The sequence below is a fragment of the Halomonas sediminis genome (genome assembly GCF_044871105.1).
GTDB lineage: Bacteria > Pseudomonadota > Gammaproteobacteria > Pseudomonadales > Halomonadaceae > Vreelandella > Vreelandella zhuhanensis.
Map to the genome: position 1 here is coordinate 2,704,497 of NZ_CP085246.1, position 18,451 is coordinate 2,722,947.

An 18,451-nucleotide genomic window follows, 5' to 3' on the forward strand; every position below is an offset into this window, starting at 1 on the left:
CGGCTAAAAATTTACGCAGTTATCGTGAAAGATCCAACAAGAAACGGCCCCGCCTTTGCAGACGGGGCCGTTCTTATAACGCTACCTTCAACACAATTCTAACCTAACGAAATGGTGCTGTTGATGCCGCTGGAGACGTTTTCCGGCTCGAACCAACGCGCGGTAACGGTCTTGGTCTGGGTCCAGAAAGCGATGGCTTGCTTGCCGTTGGGGCCCATGTCTCCCAGCTTCGAGGCCCGTGAGCCGGTAAAGCTGAAGTAGGCCACCGGCACCGGGATAGGCACGTTGATACCCACCTGGCCGACATCGATATCGCTTTCGTAGCGACGCGCCACCCAGCCGGAATTGGTGAAGATCGAGGTGCCGTTGCCATTGGGGTTGGCATTGACAAAGGCAATGGCGTCATCCAGCGTTTCGACGTTGACCACGCAAAGTACCGGGCCGAACACTTCTTCACGATAGATGGTCATGTCGGCGGTCACATCGGCGAACAGGGTCGGGCCGACGAAGTTGCCCTTGGGATAGCCTTCCACCTCACAGCCACGTCCATCAATCATCAGCTTGGCGCCTTCCTTCTCGCCCACCTCGATCAAGTGTTCGACACGCTCCTTGGCAGCGGGCGACACCAGCGGGCCAAGGTCAGCGTCACGCTGGGTACCGGGGCCGACTTTCATGTTGCGCGCGCCTTCGACGATATCCTCGAGCCATTCACGCGCATCCCCAACCAGCACCACTACGGAGTTGGCCATGCAGCGCTGACCGGCCGCGCCGAAGGCGGAACCCAGCAGATTATTGATGGCCTGGCTGCGGTTGGCATCCGGCATCACCACACAGTGGTTCTTGGCGCCCATCATGGATTGCACCCGCTTACCCGCGTCACTGGCGCGGCGATAGATGTGCGTACCCACATGGGTGGAACCGATGAACGAGAGTGCCTTGATGTCCGTGTGGTCGCAGATCTGGTTGGCGACATCCGGGCCGCCATGCACCACGTTGAGCACCCCTGCCGGAATGCCCGCTTCGTGAGCCAGCTCGACCAGACGCATGGTGGAGCTGGGGTCCTGTTCGGAAGGCTTCAGGATGAAGGTGTTGCCGGTGGCGATGGCCAGCGGGAACATGAAGCAGGGCAGCATGATCGGGAAATTGAAGGCGGTGATACCCGCACCCACACCCAATGGCTGGTGCATGGTGTAGACGTCGATCTCGCTACCGGCATTCTCGGCCAATTCGCCAAGTTGCAGGGAAGTGATCGAACAGGCGTGCTCGATCACTTCCAGGCCACGACCTACCTCGCCTTCGGCATCCGGCAACGTCTTGCCGTGCTCTTCGGTGATCAGTGCGGCCAGCTCGGCAACATTATCGCGTACCAGCGCCTGAAACTTGAGCATGATGCGCATACGCTTACCCAGCGACGTCTTGCGCCAGGTCTTGAAGGCTTCCTTGGCGCTGGCAACCGCCTGATCGACTTCTTCAGGCGTACAAAATGGCACCCGGGCGACCACTTCCTGGGTAGCCGGATTGACCACCTCGCGCCATTCCTGGCTTTTGGATTGAACCGGCTGGCCATCGATAATCATGGGGATTTCGCGGACGGTCATGGTATTGCTCCTATCAATTTTTGTTTGCCTATCAATTTCTGTTTGCTAGACATTATGTGTACAAACACACGAACAGTAATAACAAGGAGTCTATCCGCAGGTTGGATTGCCTGACAACGGGCACTCAGGCACATTGCTTGTGTATAATTGCACAAACAACCACACAAAGTAGACCCCTCACGTTGCAGGCGGAGCCTCCATGCTCGACTGGCATGACATTCAGATCTTTCTCGAAGTGGCGCGTAGCCGTCGGCTCACCGATGCCGCTCGGCGCCTGGGGCTGGATCATTCCACCTTGTCGCGGCGCACAAGGCGTTTCGAACAACAACTCAACACCCAACTGTTCGAGCGTAGCACACACGGTTATCACCTGACGGAAGCCGGCCAGCAGCTATTGGCCCATGCCGAGGAAATGGCCCGTCATGCCGAGGAAGCCGGGGAAAACCTGTCCAACAAGAATCATCAGGTCAGTGGCCAGATACGCTTGGGAGTAACAGAAGGTTTCGGCACCTGGGTGATCGCCCCGCTGCTTTCCGCCTTCTGCCGACGGCACCCGGGCATCACACTGGATATCCTCGCCCTGCCCCGGGTAGTGAATTTGAGCCGCCACGAAGCGGACCTTGCGGTTACCATCGAACGCCCGGTAAGTCCGGGCCTGGTGATTTCCCGGCTATGCGACTATCGGCTGCGCCTTTATGCCAGCCAGGATTACCTGGCAGGCCATGGCGCCCCGACAACCTTGGCCGAGCTGGCCCGACACCCGCTGGTCGGCTATGTCGACGATCTTATCTTCAGCGACCAGCTGAGTTACCTCGACCCCCTGTTACCCGCACGTACCCTCAGTGAAGAGGCGCACTTCAGTATTCGCAGCACCAGCGTCACCACCCAGTACAGCGCCGCTCTGCATGGCGCCGGGCTTGCAGTACTTCCCTGCTTCATGGCCGAACCTACGGCCTCATTGGTGCGCGTACTGGAAGATGAAGTGACGGTGACCCGCCAGTTCTGGATCACCGCCCGCCAGGAACAGCGCCGCCTGGCGCGGGTGCGCTTATTGTGGGATTTCCTGCGTGAAGCGCTGAAGCTCAACCGGGACTTCCTGATGGGTGACAGTGCGGCCCTGGTGATACCCGAGCATGTCCCGGCAGCTGAATCCTCAGCGCCCGATCAGCCCGGTAGTCAACCAGGGCTGCCAGGCCAGTAGCACCAGCGTCACCAGGGTGGCGAGCAAAAAAGGCAGCAAGGAGCGGAAAATTTTCAGCGGCGGCGCCCCGGTCATCGAGGAGGCAATAAACAACCCCGCCCCCACCGGCGGGGTCAAAAGCCCCATCACCAGCGTCAGGCAGACCACTACACCGAACTGATAGGGGCTGATGCCGAACTGCTCCTGAGCGATAGGCAGCAGTATCGGCACCACTAGGATCAGAGCGGCGATGCCGTCGATGATCATCCCCACCAGCAACAGCACCCCGATCAGCAGCAACAAGAACAGGAAGGGGTCGGTGGTCAGGGCGGCGATCCAGGCCGCCGCCATTTGTGGCAAGCGCTCGTAAACCACCACCCAGCCGAACACCCCGGCGGCGGCGATCAGCATGATCACCAGCCCCGCATTGACTGCCGTGCGCCGCAGCACCCGGGGAAGCTGCCCGAATGTCAGATCGCCATACACCAAGCGCCCGATCAAAAGTGCAGCCAGTGACGCCAGGGCGGCGGACTCCGTGGGCGTGGCCAAGCCCAGCAATATGCCCCCGATAATGATCAAAGGAATACTCAACGCCGGCAGGCCCATGAGCAGATCGTGAAGCGCCTGGCGACGGCTGGGCCATTCACCGCGCGGGTATTGCTGCACCAGGCCCACTACCGCGATGGTGACAAAAAAGGTCAAGCCGAGCAGCAACCCCGGCAGAATGCCGGCAATGAACATTTCAGCAATCGGCACTTGGGCCATCACCCCGAACAGCACAAACAGCATCGAGGGCGGAATAATCGGCGAGAGCAAGCCGCCGGCCGCGGTAATGGCAGCACTGTAGGATTTGCTGTAGCCCTCTTGTTGCATAGCCGGCACCATGGCGCGGGACATGATCGCAATCTGCGAGGCAGCCGAACCGATAATCGCCGCCATCATCATGTTGGCGACCAGATTGATGTAGGCCAGGCCGCCACGAAAGCCCCCCACAAAAATACGCGCCAGAGCGATCAAACGCTTGGTCAGCCCGCCCTCGTTCATCAACTCACCGGCCAGCATGAACAGCGGAATCGCCAGCAGCCCATAGCTTTCCACCGCACTGAAAAGCTGTTGAGGGTAGGAGTCGAACAACACTGTATTGCCGGAGGCCTGGATGTACCACAGGGCAGTCAACGCCAGTACCAGGGCGATCGGCACCCCTCCCAGCAGCAATAGGCTGAATATCACAATGGTCATGGCGGCGGCTCCGTTGTAGGGTCACTCGCCGGGTCGCTCAAGCCCGTCAGCGACTGCCAAAGGTTGCTCGCCCCATGCAGGCTCAGTGAAAAGGCAAACCAGGGCAGGATCAACCACAACCAGAACTTCCTCACGCCTAACGTCGAGGTGTTTTCGGCATAGATGAAGTTGAACGTCTCGCCCTGAAAGGCACGCGTATCGAACCCCGCCTGCATCAAGGTCCAGGGCTGGTACCAGCGCCAGCATAGCCACAGCAGTATCAAGGCGAACGCTAGCACCATGGCATCCACGAACACCCCGAACAGCTTGCGCCCGAAGCTCGGCAGGGCATCACTTATCAAGGTAACGGCAATGCCTTGGCGGCGCTTGAGCACCGCCCCGGCAATCAGGAAGGTCATCCAGATCATGGCGTAAATCGCCAGTTCACTGATCCAGTAGAGTGGGTTGCCCAGCGTGCGAAAGGCAACATTGGTCAGAATCAATAAGGTAATCACCGCCGCCAGAAAGGCAGCAGCGATTTCTTCCAGCTGCGCCAGGCATGATGAAAAACGTGACAGCATCAAGTTCGGCCTTTATCGGCTTGCCTGTTTATCCATGCATTCACTGCTGCTTTGGTTCACGCAGCCGTTCGGCCTCTTCGCGCAGGGTATCCAGCATCGGCGCCTTGGGTTCCCAGATGGCTTCCCACTCGGCGATGGCCTCACTGAAGAAGTCGGCATCGGCTTCAACGATATTGATATCCAGCGCGCGGATCTGTTCTTCCTGAGCCGCATCCATTTCTTCGAAACCACTCAGGACGTTTTCCAGATGTTCGGCCATGGTGGTGTCGATCAGCTCACGATCTTGCTCGGAAAGCTCTCGCCATACCCGCCCGGAAACCACGCCCACCATCGGGAACATCATGTGATTGGAAATCAGTAGGTTATCTGCTTGCTCGTAAAACTTGAGAATCAGAATGGAATCGAAGTCCATATCGATGGCATCGACTTGGCCATTGGCCAGCGCATCGTAGACTTCCAGCAGCGGCATCGGCGCCGGGGCCGCACCCGTGGCGGTATAGAAGTCGCGAATCGGCTCGAAGGGGGTAATACGAATACGCAGGCCGTTCATGTCCTCGGCGTTTTCGATGGGATTGCGGCTGAGCACTTGACGCATGCCCACCATGCCGTAACCCACCCCGACCATGCCGACCTCGACAGGCATGAGCTCGAGCAACTCACCGGCGGCATCGGAACGCAACAGTCGGGCGGCGTGATTGACGTCATCCACCAGGTACGGCGCATACAGCGCACCGAAATCCGGAATGCGATTGGAAATCTCGGCGATGGTCAAAAACGCCATGTCCAAGGCGCCGGTTTGCAGCTGCTGGACCATTTGCGCTTCGTTACCCAACTGCTGAGCTGGATAAACCGTCACGCTATGTTCGTCGTCGGAACGCTCCTCCAGGGTATCGGCAAAGGCCTCGGCTTCGATTGACCACAGATGCTGCGCCGGGGTGATTAACCCCAAGCGGAAATCGCGTGCCTGGGCATTAAAGGAAGTCGCCGCCAACGTCGCAGCCGTCACGGCCAACGCCAAGGTTTTATTCAAGTTCATGTTGCGCCTCATCTCCATCCAGCGAAAAGGGCACCAGGGTGCCCGTGTTGTTGGAATTATGTTTTTTTCAGTGAAGCACGAGAATACCGCAGCCAAGACAATGATGGCACATCCATTGGTTGCACCGAGGCGAATGCATTCAGGGGGTTTCGTAGGCTGCCTTGAGACGATAAAACTCCGCCACGATAGCTTCCATGGCCACGGCGTCATAATCACACAGCCCACTGACCACGAGCTTCTTGGAACCGATACCCATGGGTATGCCATTGGAATGAATGGAAAATTCGAGCAGGGCCTCCGCCCGCTTGCCATTGACCTTAAGCGATGAGCGACTCAACGTTAAATTGGGGGAAAAGCCATCCAGACGTTCCAACGAAAAGCCCATGCTGTCATAAATCACCAGCGGACGCTTAGGGTTGAACATCACCCCATGCTCTTCCATCAACGGCTTGAGATAGTGCGGAAAGTTCTTGCCGGAAAACGCCACATAACAACGCGAAAACGCATCGATCGCCGAGTTGTCGCGGGTAGTTTCACCTGAGCGGGTTACCGTCAGGTAGCATTTGCCGTTATCGTCGGTCACATGAATATCGCCGTTTTCCACTTCGCTGAAGGTCAGGGGGGTGTCCGCCCCCACCATCGCCAGGAAGTGAAATTGCATGTGCCGCGATAGACCAAAACGTTCCAGCACCAGCGTGAACAGCAAATCCCCCGGCACGCAAAAACGCCGCGCATCGGGGTTGTGAATCGGGTTGTAGTCGCCGGCCACTCCCTTGGCGAATCGGCTGGCCTGCTCTGCGGAAATCATGACTTGCTCTCCGCGCTGCGAATAAAATTCCTTGAACATGGCGTTTGCTGCCTGCCTCTGCCTTGCGTTGAAAACGAGATCCAAAACGACCCAATCCCGCGCATAATGCCATAAAACCGAGGCTTACAGGAGCCGGAGGTCAAGGATATTCAATTTACTTGTGCCAGCGTATATCCACAGATGTTTCAGATGTCAGACGTTTCCCGGAACGTTTTTATAACCAAAAGGAAGACGCCATGCCGGAGCTTTCAACGCTAGTGCGCCATCGCCTGTTCAGGCGTATCGCCCTTTGGGCAGGTGGCATAGGGCTGATACTCATCGCCCTCGGTGTGGCTTGGCTAGCGGCCAGCCACTGGTTGCTCAATAGCCAATGGCTGGCTCAGCGGCTTTCCCAGGCGGAAGGTGTCGAGATCAGTTGGGAAAGCGGCACTAGCCGTCATCCCGGCCGCTGGGAGCTCACCGGTCTCTACCTGGCTCGCGACGATAGCCGACTCGCCCTTTCGCTAGCCGCCGAGCAGGCAACACTCGAGCTTTCATTGCTGGCACTGCTGCGTGGCGAGCTGCATATCACCTCCCTGAATGCCCAGGGGATTCGCCGCCTCACCCTGAATGAGTACCGTCTGGAAGGCGATGGCAACCTTCAACTCGAAGATAGCCGACTAACGCCGGATTACCTGGAAATCCCGGTGCTTGCTCTCTCGCTGCAAGAGGCACGTATCGATCGTGGCTCCAGCAACCTGAGCCGGGATATCGCCTTGAACGCCGACCTTTCCCTTGAACGGGTCACCCCTTCCCAAGCCGGCCCGGAAATCCTCAGCGCGCTTTCCGGCAAGCTTGATATTCAAGCCTATGCGGATGCCTGGGATGTGTTTAACCCCTACTTGCAAGCGTTGCCCTGGCTGAGTCTTTCCGGTCACGGCAGACTGCAGGGCGAGCTTTCGCTGTCCCAAGGCGTGTTGCAAGCGGGTAGCCGCCTGCGACTTGACTCGCCACGGTTGCGCGTCGAGGTCGATGAGTCGCGCTTGAATGAAGTCGACGATACCGCCGACAGCGCCCGGCGATGGTTAATCTCCCGGCAAATGTCGCTCACCCACTACGCCCAGGGCCAAGGCAACGTCACCTTGGAGGTACCCCACGAGACTCCCGATAGTCTGAGTTTTGCCGCCCGCTGGAACGACGTCATGCTGTCGGATGGCGAGCCTTACGCCGAGCACACCCATCTGACGCTACTCACCCAGCTGCCCAACCAGCCTCTCAATCAACTCGAAGCCCCCACTCATGCCCAAGCCACGCTCAAAGGAAATATCACGCGCTTGGATATGCTCGACCGTTACTTGGCCCCTACCCTTGATGGCCAGGGAATCGAACTGCGTGGCCACGGCTCGCTTGACGCCAGCATCTCCATTGTTGAGGCACGCCCAGGCCAGGCTGAGCTCAGAGTGGAATCCCCGCGCCTGGAGGCGCGTGCATTGGGGTTCACTGCCAGAGGCCGCGGCTTGCTGAATGCTGACTTGCAAGAAAGTCGGCAATTGAGCGCTAATATCACCCTGAATGAGGCTGAGCTTAATCATCATGGGCGTCGCCTGTTAAAAGATGCCGATCTCGACCTCCACCTCGAAAGCCCGCTGGACGCTGACACTGCCTTGGCCCAGGCCGAAGGTTCCGTGAAATGGAAGGCGGCGCTGCTGCCCGACATTGCCGTCTTGCAGTATTATCTGGCGCCCTATCTCCCTTCCCCCTCGCCGCTGGTCCTGGCGGAAGGCAGTGCGCAAAGTGACGGACGCTTGAGCATCACCCATGCAGGAATCCAGGGGAAAGCCACCCTGACCGGCCGGGAGCTGCGTACCCGCTTTCGCGACCACAGCCTGACCAGCGAGATGCGGCTTGACCTGGCACTGAACCAGGCGGCATTGGACGCCACGCAGCTGGACATCAGCGGCAGTCGCCTGAGCTGGCAAGCCGATAGCGAGGCCAACACCGAGCGCCTGGAAAGCTTGGCGGTGCTGCGAAAAGGCCACTTTCAGCGTAATGGAGACAGTCCCAGCGGCCAAGTCGTGGCCGAAGGCATGGTGCAGCATCTAGGGTTTCTCAATACTTTTTTGCCCGACGCCCATGGCTTGGCGGTGGATGGCAACGGCCAGCTGCGCCTACAACTTGATTTCGAAGGCAACCGTCCTTTGCCCGGCAGCCGGTTGCGTATCAATGCCGACGACCTTTACGTCAGTTTCCTCGACCACCAGGCACGCGGGCGTGGCGAATTGACCGCACAGCTCGACCCGGACGATCACGCCCAACTATCGCTAGCCCTGCCCCGTTTCGAGCTACGCCGCACAGATGACCCGCGTCCCCATCTGGAAGGGCGACATTTCGCCCTGGCCACCCAAACCAGGCAGTTTTCTCAGCTGTTGAACGCGCCAGACCCGCGCCATTTCGTTACGCAAATTTCCCTACCGATTACCCAGGTGCCTGACCTGAGGCGCTACAACGCCTACTTGCCGAAAGAAGCGGGGATTACCTTTCTCGGTGGCCAGGCCAGCCTGAGCAGCGAGATGACGCTCAAGGGGCTAAAAGCCGAAGGAAACCTGGAGCTGCAAGCGTTCGGCGCCGAGCTGTCGCTGCTCGACCAACACTTGCGCGGGGATTTGACACTTGCGATTATCCTTTCCGAAGGTGATTTGAAAGCACGTCGCTTTCAGGCCGATGGCTCGCGCCTGCGCCTGGATAACGTCCAGCGGCTTTCCACTGAACGACAAGGCGCCGGTGACCTGCAAGGCGACGCCGGTTGGTGGGTACAGCTCGATTTACAACAGGCGCGACTGCATTGGGCGCAACCGCTGACGCTGGAAAGCCAGTTGCAGCTGAGCATGCGCGATAGCGGCCTGCTGGCGCGTCTGTTTCTGCAACGCGCCCGCGACAACCCATGGCTGGGGAGACTGCTCAACGTACGCAATATCGAAGGGACGGCTCAACTCGACCTGGATGAAAACCAGGTGGAACTGCGCGATATCCAGCTGCACGGCGGGGAAAACCTGTCGTTACTCGCCGACCTGATGCTAAGGGACAGCACGGCTAGTGGCGCCCTTTATGCTCGACAGGGCGTTCTGGCCCTAGGGGTCGGGCTAAAAGAAAACTCACCGGAACTGCATCTAATCAGCCCCAGGCGCTGGTTCAATGACTGGCGCGAACGCCAGCCATGAGCCCCGAACTGCCAGCGGTGTTCTCGATCACAGTCTCAGTCATGGTCACGGCCGCTATCATGTTCTCGGCGAATCATGCGGACACGCTCCTTGGCGATTCGCGCCGACTTACCTGGCTCGTCGGGTGGCGGCTCCTTGGGAGGCAGCGTCACCCAGGCAAATACCGGCAACGCAAGCCCCCAGTGAATAGCCGCCAGACGCAAGCCCAGCGTCACCGCCAGCGAACCGCCAATGATGGCCATGAACGGTGCACCCAGACCGTCAAGCGTCACGTAAGTGATGCCTCCGGCGATGGAAGCCGTGGCGTAAACCTCCTCGCGCAACACCATGGGAATGCGTCGAGCAAGAACATCACGCACCATACCGCCCGCCACCCCGGTCAATAGACCCATCAACACCGCTACCATAGCGGGGCTTCCCAGCAGCAGCGCCTTGTGGGTGCCGATAACCGTGAACAGCGCCAGGCCGAAAGCATCCGCCACCGGCAAGAAGCCTCGCGAAAGTCGATGAATATAATGAAACCCCACCAGCGCCAGCCCGACGGTTGCCAGAATCACCCACAGATAGGTGGGGTCGCTCACCCAGAATACCGGCCTCACGCCCAGCACCAGATCGCGCAGAGTGCCGCCGCCGATTCCCGTCACCGCCGCTAGAACCAACATGCCAAATGGGTCCATACGTGTGCGACACGCCAGAATCACCCCGGAAAGTGCAAACACCACCACGCCGGCCAAATCCAGCCAATAGACCCACTCCGTCACCGCTTATCTCCTAATAGCTGTAGCTTTAACAACTTATCTCCAACGCCCGGACAAGTATCCGGGCATTTTTAATGCTCTGCACGAACCTTATGCAGCCAGCCACCTTCCGCTACCGTTATCCTGTACGCTAGCCTGATTAAAGGTTGCCATTACAGGAGCTTCGATGGAGTGGAATCCCGCTTATGCCTGGCTGATCATCGCCTTACTGCTTAGTCTGGCGGAGCTTTCTTCCGGTGGCATGGTACTTCTCGCGCTGGGCATGGCTGCCGCCCTCACCGGCCTGCTTGCCTGGCTGGGCCTTTCGCTTGCCTGGCAATTGGTCGGCCTGGGCATCCTCGCCGGCGTTCTGGTGCCAATCGCCATCAAGTTCATCCGCCCCTGGTTCTCGCCACGCGGCGTGGCCTACGGCACTACCGGCACCGGTGTCGAAAAGGGACGTAACTACCGCACCCTCAAACGCGATTTCGATGGCGCGACCGGCATCAAGGTCAATGGCGATTTTTACCGCATCCGAATAAGTGAAAACGGCGCCACCGAACTTCCGGAAGGCACGGTCGTCACTTTCAAGTCATTCGATGGCACCACCGCCATCGTCACCCTCGACTCACCCAAGGAACATTGAACATGGATTTACCTGTTAACCCGGGGTTGATCATCAGCCTGATCATCGTACTGCTCGGCATCTTGATCGTGGTCAAAGGGCTGGTAATCGTTCGCCAGTCGGAAGTCATGGTCATCGAACGGCTCGGCTCGTTCAGCCGCGTGCTCGAAAGCGGCATCAATATCATCGTTCCGTTCATCGACCAGCCGCGGGCCATCAAAATGCTTCGCTACCGCAAGATGGGTGACGAATATCAAGCGATCACCAGCGACGAGATCCGAATCGACCGCCGGGAAACAGTCATGGATTTCCCCGGCCAGCCGGTGGTAACCACGGACAATGTCACGGTACGTATCAATGGCGCCCTTTACTACCAGATAATCGACCCTAGACGCGCCGTCTATGAAGTGGAGAACATGAGCCAGGCGGTGGAGGTGCTGGCCAAGACGACGCTGCGCTCGGTGGTGGGTAAAATGGAGCTCGACAAGCTGTTCGAGTCGCGTGCGGAGGTCAACAACGAAATTCAGGCCGCCATGGAAGAACCCGCCTCCAAATGGGGAGTAAAGCTTTCTCGGGTCGAGGTGCAAGACATCGCCATGCCGGAAGAAGTGGAAACCGCCATGCGTTTACAGATGGCTGCTGAGCGTAAACGTCGCGCCACGGTGACCGAAGCCGAAGGCGAGAAATCCGCTGCCATCGCCAAGGCCCAAGGCCAGCGCGAATCGTCGATCCTTAATGCTCAGGGCGACAAGGAATCGGCCATTCTACGCGCCCAAGGTGAGCAGGAGTCGATCAAACTGGTACTCAATGCCATCGGCGACAGCGAAGAAAACAAGCGTACCGTCGTGGGCTACCTGCTCGGCCAGAGCTATATCAAATCCTTGCCCAACATGGCCAAGGATGGCGAGCGGGTCTTCATCCCTTACGAGTCCTCCGCCCTGCTCGGTTCCATGGGAATGTTTCGTGAAATGGCGGGCTCACCGGAAAATGCGGTGGGCAAGCACCTTGGAACGAACGGTAGCGCGAGCGATCTGCGTAGCGGCATGGTAGGTGGCGCCGGCAGCAGTGCTGATTAAACTTCATTTTTTACTATTCAGGGACCTGGTCCCCGAAAAACTGGCTCCGTAAATAAGTGGCCCAGGCTTATCTTTGGATTAAAGGCGTTTACACTATCCCCGCTGGAAGGGATAGACCGAGCCGATCTTGAGCATTTGAGTCAGCTCATCCAAGGCGGTCAGGGTTTCTTCGGCAAGCTGTGGATCCGCGAGGTCATCCGGCGTGAGGCGGTCGCGGTAGTGGCGGTTCACCCAGGCGATCAAGTCGCCGTATAGGGCTTCATTCAACAGCACACGACCCGAAAGCGCTGCGCGTTCTGCCTGATTGAGGACCACACGCAAACGCAGGCAGGCAGGACCACCGCCATTGCGCATGCTCTGCTTCACATCCTTGACGATTACCTCAGCGATCGGATTATTGCCCGCGAGCAGGTAATTCTGGATCGTGCGCCAGACGCTTTCGTGCTCCTGACATTCACCGGGCACGACCAAGGTCATGCCGCCATCAGGATTCGAGAGCAGCTGGGAGTTGAACAGATAGGAAGCCACGGCATCTTCCAGACTGACGGCTTCCAACGGAACCCGTACCGGTATCAATGGCGTGGCCAGTTTGGCGCGCAGTTCGTCCAGCGTTTTTTGCTCATCGAGAAACGCCATTTCGTGGTAAAGCAATACCGGTCCGTTGCCCACCGCAATCACATCGTTGTGAAACACACCGGCATCGATGGCGTCCGGATGCTGCTGGGCGAAAACCGTCTGGGCCGTTGAAAGCCCATGCTGGCGCGCCACTGCCTGGCTGGCTTCGAGCGTCTGGCGGGCTGGATAATGTCTCGGCTCTCGCTCGGGGTTGCCGCCGAATGCCTGGCGCCCATAGACGAAGAGATGCACCGCCGGTTCAGCGTAATCGCCACATAGCCGGGTATGGTTGGCTGCCCCCTCGTCGGAAAATGCAGGCGTCGCCGGAAGCACGGGGTGATGCGCGAAATGCTCTTCGTTGCGAAAGATCGCTGCCAGCACACGCCCGGTGGTTTCGGGCTCGAGAAAGCGGTGAAAGCTTGACTGCAAGTTGGCCGGGGTCATGTGCATTCGGCCGTTCGGCGCATCCACACTTGGGGTCACGGTGGCAGCATTGGCCGTCCACATGCTCGATGCCGAGCACACCGCGCGTAGCAATTGAGGCGCTTCTTTTGCCGCCCGCGACAATACCTCCATGGTCGAGCCGCTGAAGCCAAGAGCACGCAAGGCACCGATATCGGGGCGCTGTTGGGGCGGCAGCACGCCCTGAGCGTAGCCGGCATCCAGTAGCGACTTCATCTTGGCCAAGCCCTGCAAGGCGCCTTCTCTGGGGTTGGCCACTCGACCTTCATGACTCATCGAGGCCAGGTTACCCACCGCCAGTCCGGCGTAGTTGTGCGTGGGGCCGACCAGGCCATCGAAGTTGACTTCCCGATAATCCATCGCGCTCACAGGTTGACCCCCGGCGGCAGGGTATCGGGCATTTCCAGCGAATCGGACTCCATGGAAGCCACCGGATAAGCACAGTAATCGGCAGCATAATAAGCACTGGGCCGGTGGTTGCCGCTTTCACCCACCCCGCCGAAGGGCGCATCACCAGCAGCCCCGGTGGTCTGGCGGTTCCAGTTGACGATACCCGCACGAATCCGCAGCAGAAAATCATCCCAATCGCTGGGTTCGCCGCCGATCAACCCGGCGGAAAGCCCGTAACGGGTATCGTTGGCAAGCGCGATGGCATCATCCCAGTCGCGATAACGGTGCACCTTGAGCAAGGGCCCGAAATGCTCCTCGTCAGGCACATCCAGACCGGTGACATCGATCAACGCCGGGCTCAGCAGACTGGTGTCGGCTTCGAGCCGCTGCATGCGCGCCATGACGATACCGCCCATGGCTTCCAGGTCATCCTGAGCCTTGAGCAGACCATCGGCTGCCGCCACGCTCACCAGGCCACTGTAGAAAGGCTGCGGTGTTTCCTCGAATTGAGCGGCGACATGCAGCTTGGCGATGGCCTCGGCCAGCGCATCGAGCAAACGGTCGCCAACCTCACCCTCCGGTACGATCAAGCGTCGCGCACAGGTGCAACGCTGCCCGCCGGAAAGAAAGGCCGACTGCAGGATAGTCAGCACGGCAGCGCGCTGGTCCGGCACATCCTTGATGACCAAAGGATTATTGCCGCCTAGCTCCAGAGCCAGAATCTTTTCCACCTGGCCGGTAAATTGTCGATGCAAGAGGCCCCCCACCTTGGCGCTACCGGTGAACAGCAGACCATCGATAGCCGGATTACCCGCCAGGGCCTGACCGACTTCCACGCCACCCTGTACCAGGTTGAGCACCCCTTTCGGCAGTCCGGCTTCCTCCCAGCATTGCAGCGTAAGATCGGCCGTCAGTGGTGTCTGCTCACTGGGTTTGAAGACCACGGTATTGCCCGCCAGCAGTGCCGGCACTATATGGCCGTTAGGCAAGTGACCAGGGAAGTTGTAAGGGCCGAACACCGCCATCACGCCGTGCGGGCGGTGGCGCAGCACCGCTTTCGCACCATTGCCGGCACCGCCCACAGGCTTTTCGCGTGTTCCGGTGCGTTCGTGGTAAGCCTCCAGCGAAAACGTCACCTTGCCGACCATGGCACCGACTTCCGTACGCGCCTCCCAGAGAGGTTTTCCGGTTTCACCGGCAATCGCGACGGCCAAGGCTTCCCGGTGGCTCTTGAGCACCTCGGCAAAACGCTGGACCAACGCCTGGCGCTCATTGAAAGAAACACGCGCCCAGCTCGAAAATGCCTCTCGGGCACTGTCAATTGCTTGATCGACCTGTGCCGGACTCGCCGCCTTCGCCTCCCAAAGAGCGTGCCTGGCTACAGGGTCGATCTTGGTGAAAGCGTCCGCTCTGCCATCGACCCAGTCGCCATTGATGAATAGTTGTTGTTTGGCGTGCATAACCGTCTCCTATGTCTCGAGTAAGCGAAGGGTATCGCCCGTGCTGACCTGCAATTGCCGCGCTTCTGCCTCGCTCACCATAATAATCTGGTCATCCGAAGGCCCACGCCCTACCCAAGCGGCGTAAAAATCCTTTATGTCCGTGGTCGCCGCCAGCCAGCGGCGTTCCTCGCTTGCCATCAGCTGTTTGCTTACTTCTACCTGACACAGGCGCGATTGGCGCACCGCCTGCACTTCATCGATATAGGCTTCCACGGTGGGCCCACCATCGAAAATATCGATATAGCCTTCCCAACGCAGCCCCTCTTTCTTGAGCATTTCCAGTGCCGGACGCGTATCGCGATGAACCTGCCCGATACAGGCACGGGCATCGGCGCTCATAAAGGTAGTGTAGAGGGGAAACTTGGGCATCAACTCGCCGATGAAGCTTTTGCGGCCCAAACCGGTCAGCCGGTCGGCTTCGCTGAAGTCCATGGGGAAAAAATGCTTGCCCAGACTTTCCCAGAACGGGCTTTTATTGTCCTCGTCGAATACCCCGCGCATTTCAGCCAGCACCTTTTCCGGGAATCGGTCACGGAACTGGGCGATGAACAACCAGCGAGCCTTGGACAACAGCGCGCCGTTGCGCAGATGGCGAAGTTCCCGACCGCGATATTCCGGGCGCAGAAACAGCGAACAGACCTCGGCATCACCGGTGTGGTCGGAGCTCAGAAATAGCGTCTCGAACGTGCGATGCAACTCCAGCTGTACCGAGGAGTGAGCCAGTTTTCCCAGGCGGTAATTGTAGAACGGCACGCCCTTTCCCACTTGCCCTTCGATGGCGCAACAGCCGGCCAACTCACCGTTGCTTTCGTCTTCGAGCACGAAAAAATACAGCCGATCATCCACCGGCACCCGTTCTTCGAAGGCACAGGCGGCTGCTTCGATCTTGCCGGCAAGAAATTCACGGTTATCGGGTAACGAGGTAAAGCCGACACCGGTCTGGCGTGCGAGTACCTGCAAACCATCCAGATCATCACGTGCGATGGGTCGAATGCGCATCACATCTCTCCTTCATCGAGCACATTCGGCGCCGATGGCAGCGCCAAGGGCGCCGCCAGCACAGCACGGCCCTCTTCCACGCCAAGCCTTTCGGCATGTTTCGTGGTAAGCATCAACTGGCCGGTCAGCGACAGGGCATAGCTTGCCATGATGCAGCGAAAATCTTCACGTTTCTGGTTGGCGATCATCACCGGTTCGGCCTTGGGCAAAGTCGATGCCGGACGCAACCGCACCGGATGCCAGGCAGCTCTTCGGCAAGTTTCCAGGCGTTCGCGCTGGGCCTCGACCAACGGCCCGGCATCGAAAATATCTACATGACGTGAAAGATTGAAGCCTTCCGCCAGCATTTCCCGAAGCGCCGTTTCATGTGCTGGATGCTCATGACCAATCACGGCCCGCGCCTCATCGGTGAGCAGCGGCAGATAAAGCGGGAACTGCGGCATCACTTCGGCGATAAAGCTTTTCGAGTGCACCCCGGCAATATGGTTGATCGCTTCATAACCACAGGCGAAAAAATGCTGCCCGACGCTGGCCCAGAACGGCGATTCGCCTTTCTCGTCCAGGTAACCCGGAAACGCCACCGCCAGGGTGGTTGAAAAGCGCTCCGGGTACTGGGCGATGAACATCAGCCGTGCCCGACGCAGCAGGCTTTCCGCGGGCGTGCCCTTGTAGCGCGCATCCAGGGTGAACGCACATAGCAGGCTGGCCTCGGACACTTCATGGGAAAGCGCCAAGGTTTCGACCTCACGGCGCACATTGAGCTGCTGGGAGGCGTGAATAAGGGTTTCCCGGCGGTAGGTGTAATAGGCATCCTGCGCCCCGGCATGGGCACGAATGCTCGCCGTTCCCAGTACTTCACCCCTCTTAACGTCTTCCAGCACGAAGGTATATTGTTCATCGCCGGGGGCGTCGATATCGCGGCTGAACGCCTCTTGCGAGCGTGCAATACGCTCCACCAGCCGCTCACGATGGGCCGGAAGGTTGGTCAAGGGCGGTATGGCGCGAGCCGCCAGGCGCTCAAGGGCTGGCAGATCCTCGGTTTTGACGGGACGTATCAACAGCATGCGCTTATGCCTTGACCACGAGTTTCTCGATGGCTCGCTCCAGACGTGCCATGCCTTCGGCAATATCTTCCTCTGGAATCACCAGTGATGGCGCCAGTCGCAAGACGTTGGGTCCGGCAATCAACGCCATCAAGCCCTCTTCAATCGCCAACGCCAGAATGTCCTTGGCCCTGCCTTCGTATTCGGTGGCCATCTGGGCACCCATCAGCAAGCCCATCCCACGAATTTCCTTGAAGACCCCATGCTTGGCATTGATGGTTTCAAGGTGCCCACGAAACAGCGCATGACGCTTCTTGACGCCTTCCAGCACTTGCGGCGTATCGATGAACTCAATGGCCGCCAGCGCCACTGCAGAGGCCAAGGCATTGCCACCGTATGTCGAGCCATGAGTGCCGATGGCAAGCGATGGCGCGATCCTGTCGGTGGTCAACATGGCCGCCACGGGAAAGCCGCCCCCGAGGGATTTGGCAGTGGTCAGAATGTCCGGCGTTACGCCGTAGTTCTTGTAGGCGTAAAGCTCTCCGCTTCTACCCACCCCGGTCTGGACTTCATCGAAGATCAACAGCGCATTGTGGTCGTCGCACAGCTGGCGCAACCCTTTAAGAAATTCAGGCGTGGCCGGAAGGATACCCCCTTCACCCTGCATCGGTTCGACCATGATGGCACAGGTATCATCACCGACCAGCTGCATCACGCTTTCCAGGTCATTGTAATCCGCATGCAGAATGGCGCCGGGTATCGGTCCGAAACCTTGCGAATACTTCGGTTGGCCGCCCACGCTCACGGTGAAGAAGGTACGCCCATGGAAGGACTGGCGAAACGAGATGATCTTGTCCTTGTGCTCGCCGTGGTGCTCCACCGCCCAACGGCGAGCCAGCTTCAAGGCGGCTTCATTGGCCTCGCCACCCGAAGAACACAAGAACACCTTGTCGGCGAAGGTGCGCTCGACCAGCGCCTTGGCCAGCTTGAGTGCCGGCTCATTGGTAAACACATTGGACAGGTGCCAAAGCGTTTCACCCTGGGTCTTCAATGCTTCCACCAGCACCGGATGGCAGTGTCCCAGGGCATTCACCGCGATACCTCCGGCGAAATCGATGTACTCACGCCCCTGCTGGTCCCATAGGCGGCTGCCTTTGCCACGCACCGGAATCACTTCCTGGGGGGCATAGTTGGGGGTCATGTAACGATCGAAATCGTGACGATTTGGGGTGTAGTCCATGAGAGACTCCCTGCTGGGATAAGAAAATGGGATAAACAGACAGAATGAATGGCAAAACAAAGATCGTACGAACATCCATCTTACCCAGTTGGTATAACAACACAATTGCCGGGCACGAAGGCCCGGCAATCATTGCCTCATGGC

The 18,451-nt window shown here is 58.9% G+C and carries 15 protein-coding genes; 4 read left to right on the forward strand and 11 right to left on the reverse strand.

From position 1 onward, the window contains the following. Window positions 1-98: 98 nt before the first annotated feature. A complete protein-coding gene (locus LG290_RS12795; protein WP_499835138.1) occupies window positions 99-1,598 on the reverse strand; it encodes a CoA-acylating methylmalonate-semialdehyde dehydrogenase in 1,500 nt (499 codons plus the stop codon). Window positions 1,599-1,797: 199 nt separating this feature from the next. On the opposite strand from LG290_RS12795, the gene LG290_RS12800 reads away from it, so the two are divergent. Further along, window positions 1,798-2,799, forward strand: coding sequence for a LysR family transcriptional regulator (locus LG290_RS12800; protein WP_160417730.1), 1,002 nt, complete (start codon window positions 1,798-1,800; stop codon window positions 2,797-2,799). Here the strand turns inward: LG290_RS12800 and LG290_RS12805 are convergent. From LG290_RS12805 to LG290_RS12820, 4 genes are all read right to left on the reverse strand, one after another. Beyond that, window positions 2,752-4,017 carry a TRAP transporter large permease gene (locus tag LG290_RS12805; protein WP_499835139.1) on the reverse strand — a complete coding sequence of 422 codons (1,266 nt, stop codon included), beginning with the start codon at window positions 4,015-4,017 and terminating at the stop codon, window positions 2,752-2,754. The two genes, LG290_RS12800 and LG290_RS12805, sit on opposite strands and share 48 nt — an antisense overlap. Next, window positions 4,014-4,577, reverse strand: coding sequence for a TRAP transporter small permease (locus tag LG290_RS12810; protein ID WP_499835140.1), 564 nt, complete (start codon window positions 4,575-4,577; stop codon window positions 4,014-4,016). The genes LG290_RS12805 and LG290_RS12810 overlap by 4 nt, the downstream gene beginning before the upstream one ends. A gap of 40 nt (window positions 4,578-4,617) precedes the next feature. Continuing rightward, window positions 4,618-5,613, reverse strand: a complete 996-nt coding sequence (locus LG290_RS12815) for a TRAP transporter substrate-binding protein (RefSeq protein ID WP_499835141.1) — start codon at window positions 5,611-5,613, stop codon at window positions 4,618-4,620. Between the two features lie 139 nt (window positions 5,614-5,752). Next, entirely contained in the window at window positions 5,753-6,460 is a 708-nt protein-coding gene (locus LG290_RS12820; RefSeq protein WP_160417726.1) for a DUF3581 family protein, read from the reverse strand. 197 nt (window positions 6,461-6,657) lie between these two features. Here LG290_RS12820 and LG290_RS12825 point away from each other — a divergent pair, with 197 nt between their 5' ends. Beyond that, window positions 6,658-9,618 (forward strand): translocation/assembly module TamB domain-containing protein, encoded by a 2,961-nt coding sequence (locus LG290_RS12825; RefSeq protein WP_499835142.1) that lies wholly within the window; start codon window positions 6,658-6,660, stop codon window positions 9,616-9,618. Between the two features lie 35 nt (window positions 9,619-9,653). Here LG290_RS12825 and LG290_RS12830 read toward each other — a convergent pair whose 3' ends face one another. After that, window positions 9,654-10,379: a trimeric intracellular cation channel family protein gene (locus LG290_RS12830; protein ID WP_499835143.1), complete on the reverse strand. Its 726-nt coding sequence runs from the start codon at window positions 10,377-10,379 to the stop codon at window positions 9,654-9,656. A 163-nt stretch (window positions 10,380-10,542) separates the two neighbouring features. Here LG290_RS12830 and LG290_RS12835 point away from each other — a divergent pair, with 163 nt between their 5' ends. Together LG290_RS12835 and LG290_RS12840 are read left to right on the forward strand one after the other, a co-directional pair. Next, window positions 10,543-11,001 carry an NfeD family protein gene (locus LG290_RS12835; protein WP_499835144.1) on the forward strand — a complete coding sequence of 153 codons (459 nt, stop codon included), beginning with the start codon at window positions 10,543-10,545 and terminating at the stop codon, window positions 10,999-11,001. 2 nt (window positions 11,002-11,003) lie between these two features. Further along, a complete protein-coding gene (locus LG290_RS12840; RefSeq protein ID WP_499835145.1) occupies window positions 11,004-12,056 on the forward strand; it encodes an SPFH domain-containing protein in 1,053 nt (350 codons plus the stop codon). A gap of 93 nt (window positions 12,057-12,149) precedes the next feature. Here the strand turns inward: LG290_RS12840 and astB are convergent, their stop codons facing one another. From astB to LG290_RS12865, 5 genes are read right to left on the reverse strand one after another with little or no spacing between them, the layout of a single operon-like run. Then, window positions 12,150-13,493, reverse strand: coding sequence for an N-succinylarginine dihydrolase (gene astB / locus LG290_RS12845; protein ID WP_499837104.1), 1,344 nt, complete (start codon window positions 13,491-13,493; stop codon window positions 12,150-12,152). A gap of 5 nt (window positions 13,494-13,498) precedes the next feature. Continuing rightward, a complete protein-coding gene (gene astD, locus LG290_RS12850) occupies window positions 13,499-14,983 on the reverse strand; it encodes a succinylglutamate-semialdehyde dehydrogenase (protein ID WP_499835146.1) in 1,485 nt (494 codons plus the stop codon). 9 nt (window positions 14,984-14,992) lie between these two features. After that, entirely contained in the window at window positions 14,993-16,024 is a 1,032-nt protein-coding gene (gene astA, locus LG290_RS12855) for an arginine N-succinyltransferase (RefSeq protein ID WP_499835147.1), read from the reverse strand. Further along, window positions 16,024-17,088 carry an arginine N-succinyltransferase gene (locus LG290_RS12860; protein ID WP_499835148.1) on the reverse strand — a complete coding sequence of 355 codons (1,065 nt, stop codon included), beginning with the start codon at window positions 17,086-17,088 and terminating at the stop codon, window positions 16,024-16,026. The genes astA and LG290_RS12860 overlap by 1 nt, the downstream gene beginning before the upstream one ends. A 4-nt stretch (window positions 17,089-17,092) precedes the next feature. Next, complete coding sequence (locus LG290_RS12865) at window positions 17,093-18,307, reverse strand: aspartate aminotransferase family protein (protein WP_499835149.1); 1,215 nt, start codon at window positions 18,305-18,307, stop codon at window positions 17,093-17,095. Between the last annotated feature and the right edge of the window lie 144 nt (window positions 18,308-18,451).

What these genes read in the sequence shown, in the direction of transcription:
- LG290_RS12795 (WP_499835138.1), bottom strand. Translation starts at nt 1,598, where the DNA reads ATGACCGTCCGCGAAATCCCCATGATTATCGATGGCCAGCCGGTTCAA.
- LG290_RS12800 (WP_160417730.1), top strand. Translation starts at nt 1,798, where the DNA reads ATGCTCGACTGGCATGACATTCAGATCTTTCTCGAAGTGGCGCGTAGC.
- LG290_RS12805 (WP_499835139.1), bottom strand. Translation starts at nt 4,017, where the DNA reads ATGACCATTGTGATATTCAGCCTATTGCTGCTGGGAGGGGTGCCGATC.
- LG290_RS12810 (WP_499835140.1), bottom strand. Translation starts at nt 4,577, where the DNA reads ATGCTGTCACGTTTTTCATCATGCCTGGCGCAGCTGGAAGAAATCGCT.
- LG290_RS12815 (WP_499835141.1), bottom strand. Translation starts at nt 5,613, where the DNA reads ATGAACTTGAATAAAACCTTGGCGTTGGCCGTGACGGCTGCGACGTTG.
- LG290_RS12820 (WP_160417726.1), bottom strand. Translation starts at nt 6,460, where the DNA reads ATGTTCAAGGAATTTTATTCGCAGCGCGGAGAGCAAGTCATGATTTCC.
- LG290_RS12825 (WP_499835142.1), top strand. Translation starts at nt 6,658, where the DNA reads ATGCCGGAGCTTTCAACGCTAGTGCGCCATCGCCTGTTCAGGCGTATC.
- LG290_RS12835 (WP_499835144.1), top strand. Translation starts at nt 10,543, where the DNA reads ATGGAGTGGAATCCCGCTTATGCCTGGCTGATCATCGCCTTACTGCTT.
- LG290_RS12840 (WP_499835145.1), top strand. Translation starts at nt 11,004, where the DNA reads ATGGATTTACCTGTTAACCCGGGGTTGATCATCAGCCTGATCATCGTA.
- astB (WP_499837104.1), bottom strand. Translation starts at nt 13,493, where the DNA reads ATGGATTATCGGGAAGTCAACTTCGATGGCCTGGTCGGCCCCACGCAC.
- astD (WP_499835146.1), bottom strand. Translation starts at nt 14,983, where the DNA reads ATGCACGCCAAACAACAACTATTCATCAATGGCGACTGGGTCGATGGC.
- astA (WP_499835147.1), bottom strand. Translation starts at nt 16,024, where the DNA reads ATGCGCATTCGACCCATCGCACGTGATGATCTGGATGGTTTGCAGGTA.
- LG290_RS12860 (WP_499835148.1), bottom strand. Translation starts at nt 17,088, where the DNA reads ATGCTGTTGATACGTCCCGTCAAAACCGAGGATCTGCCAGCCCTTGAG.
- LG290_RS12865 (WP_499835149.1), bottom strand. Translation starts at nt 18,307, where the DNA reads ATGGACTACACCCCAAATCGTCACGATTTCGATCGTTACATGACCCCC.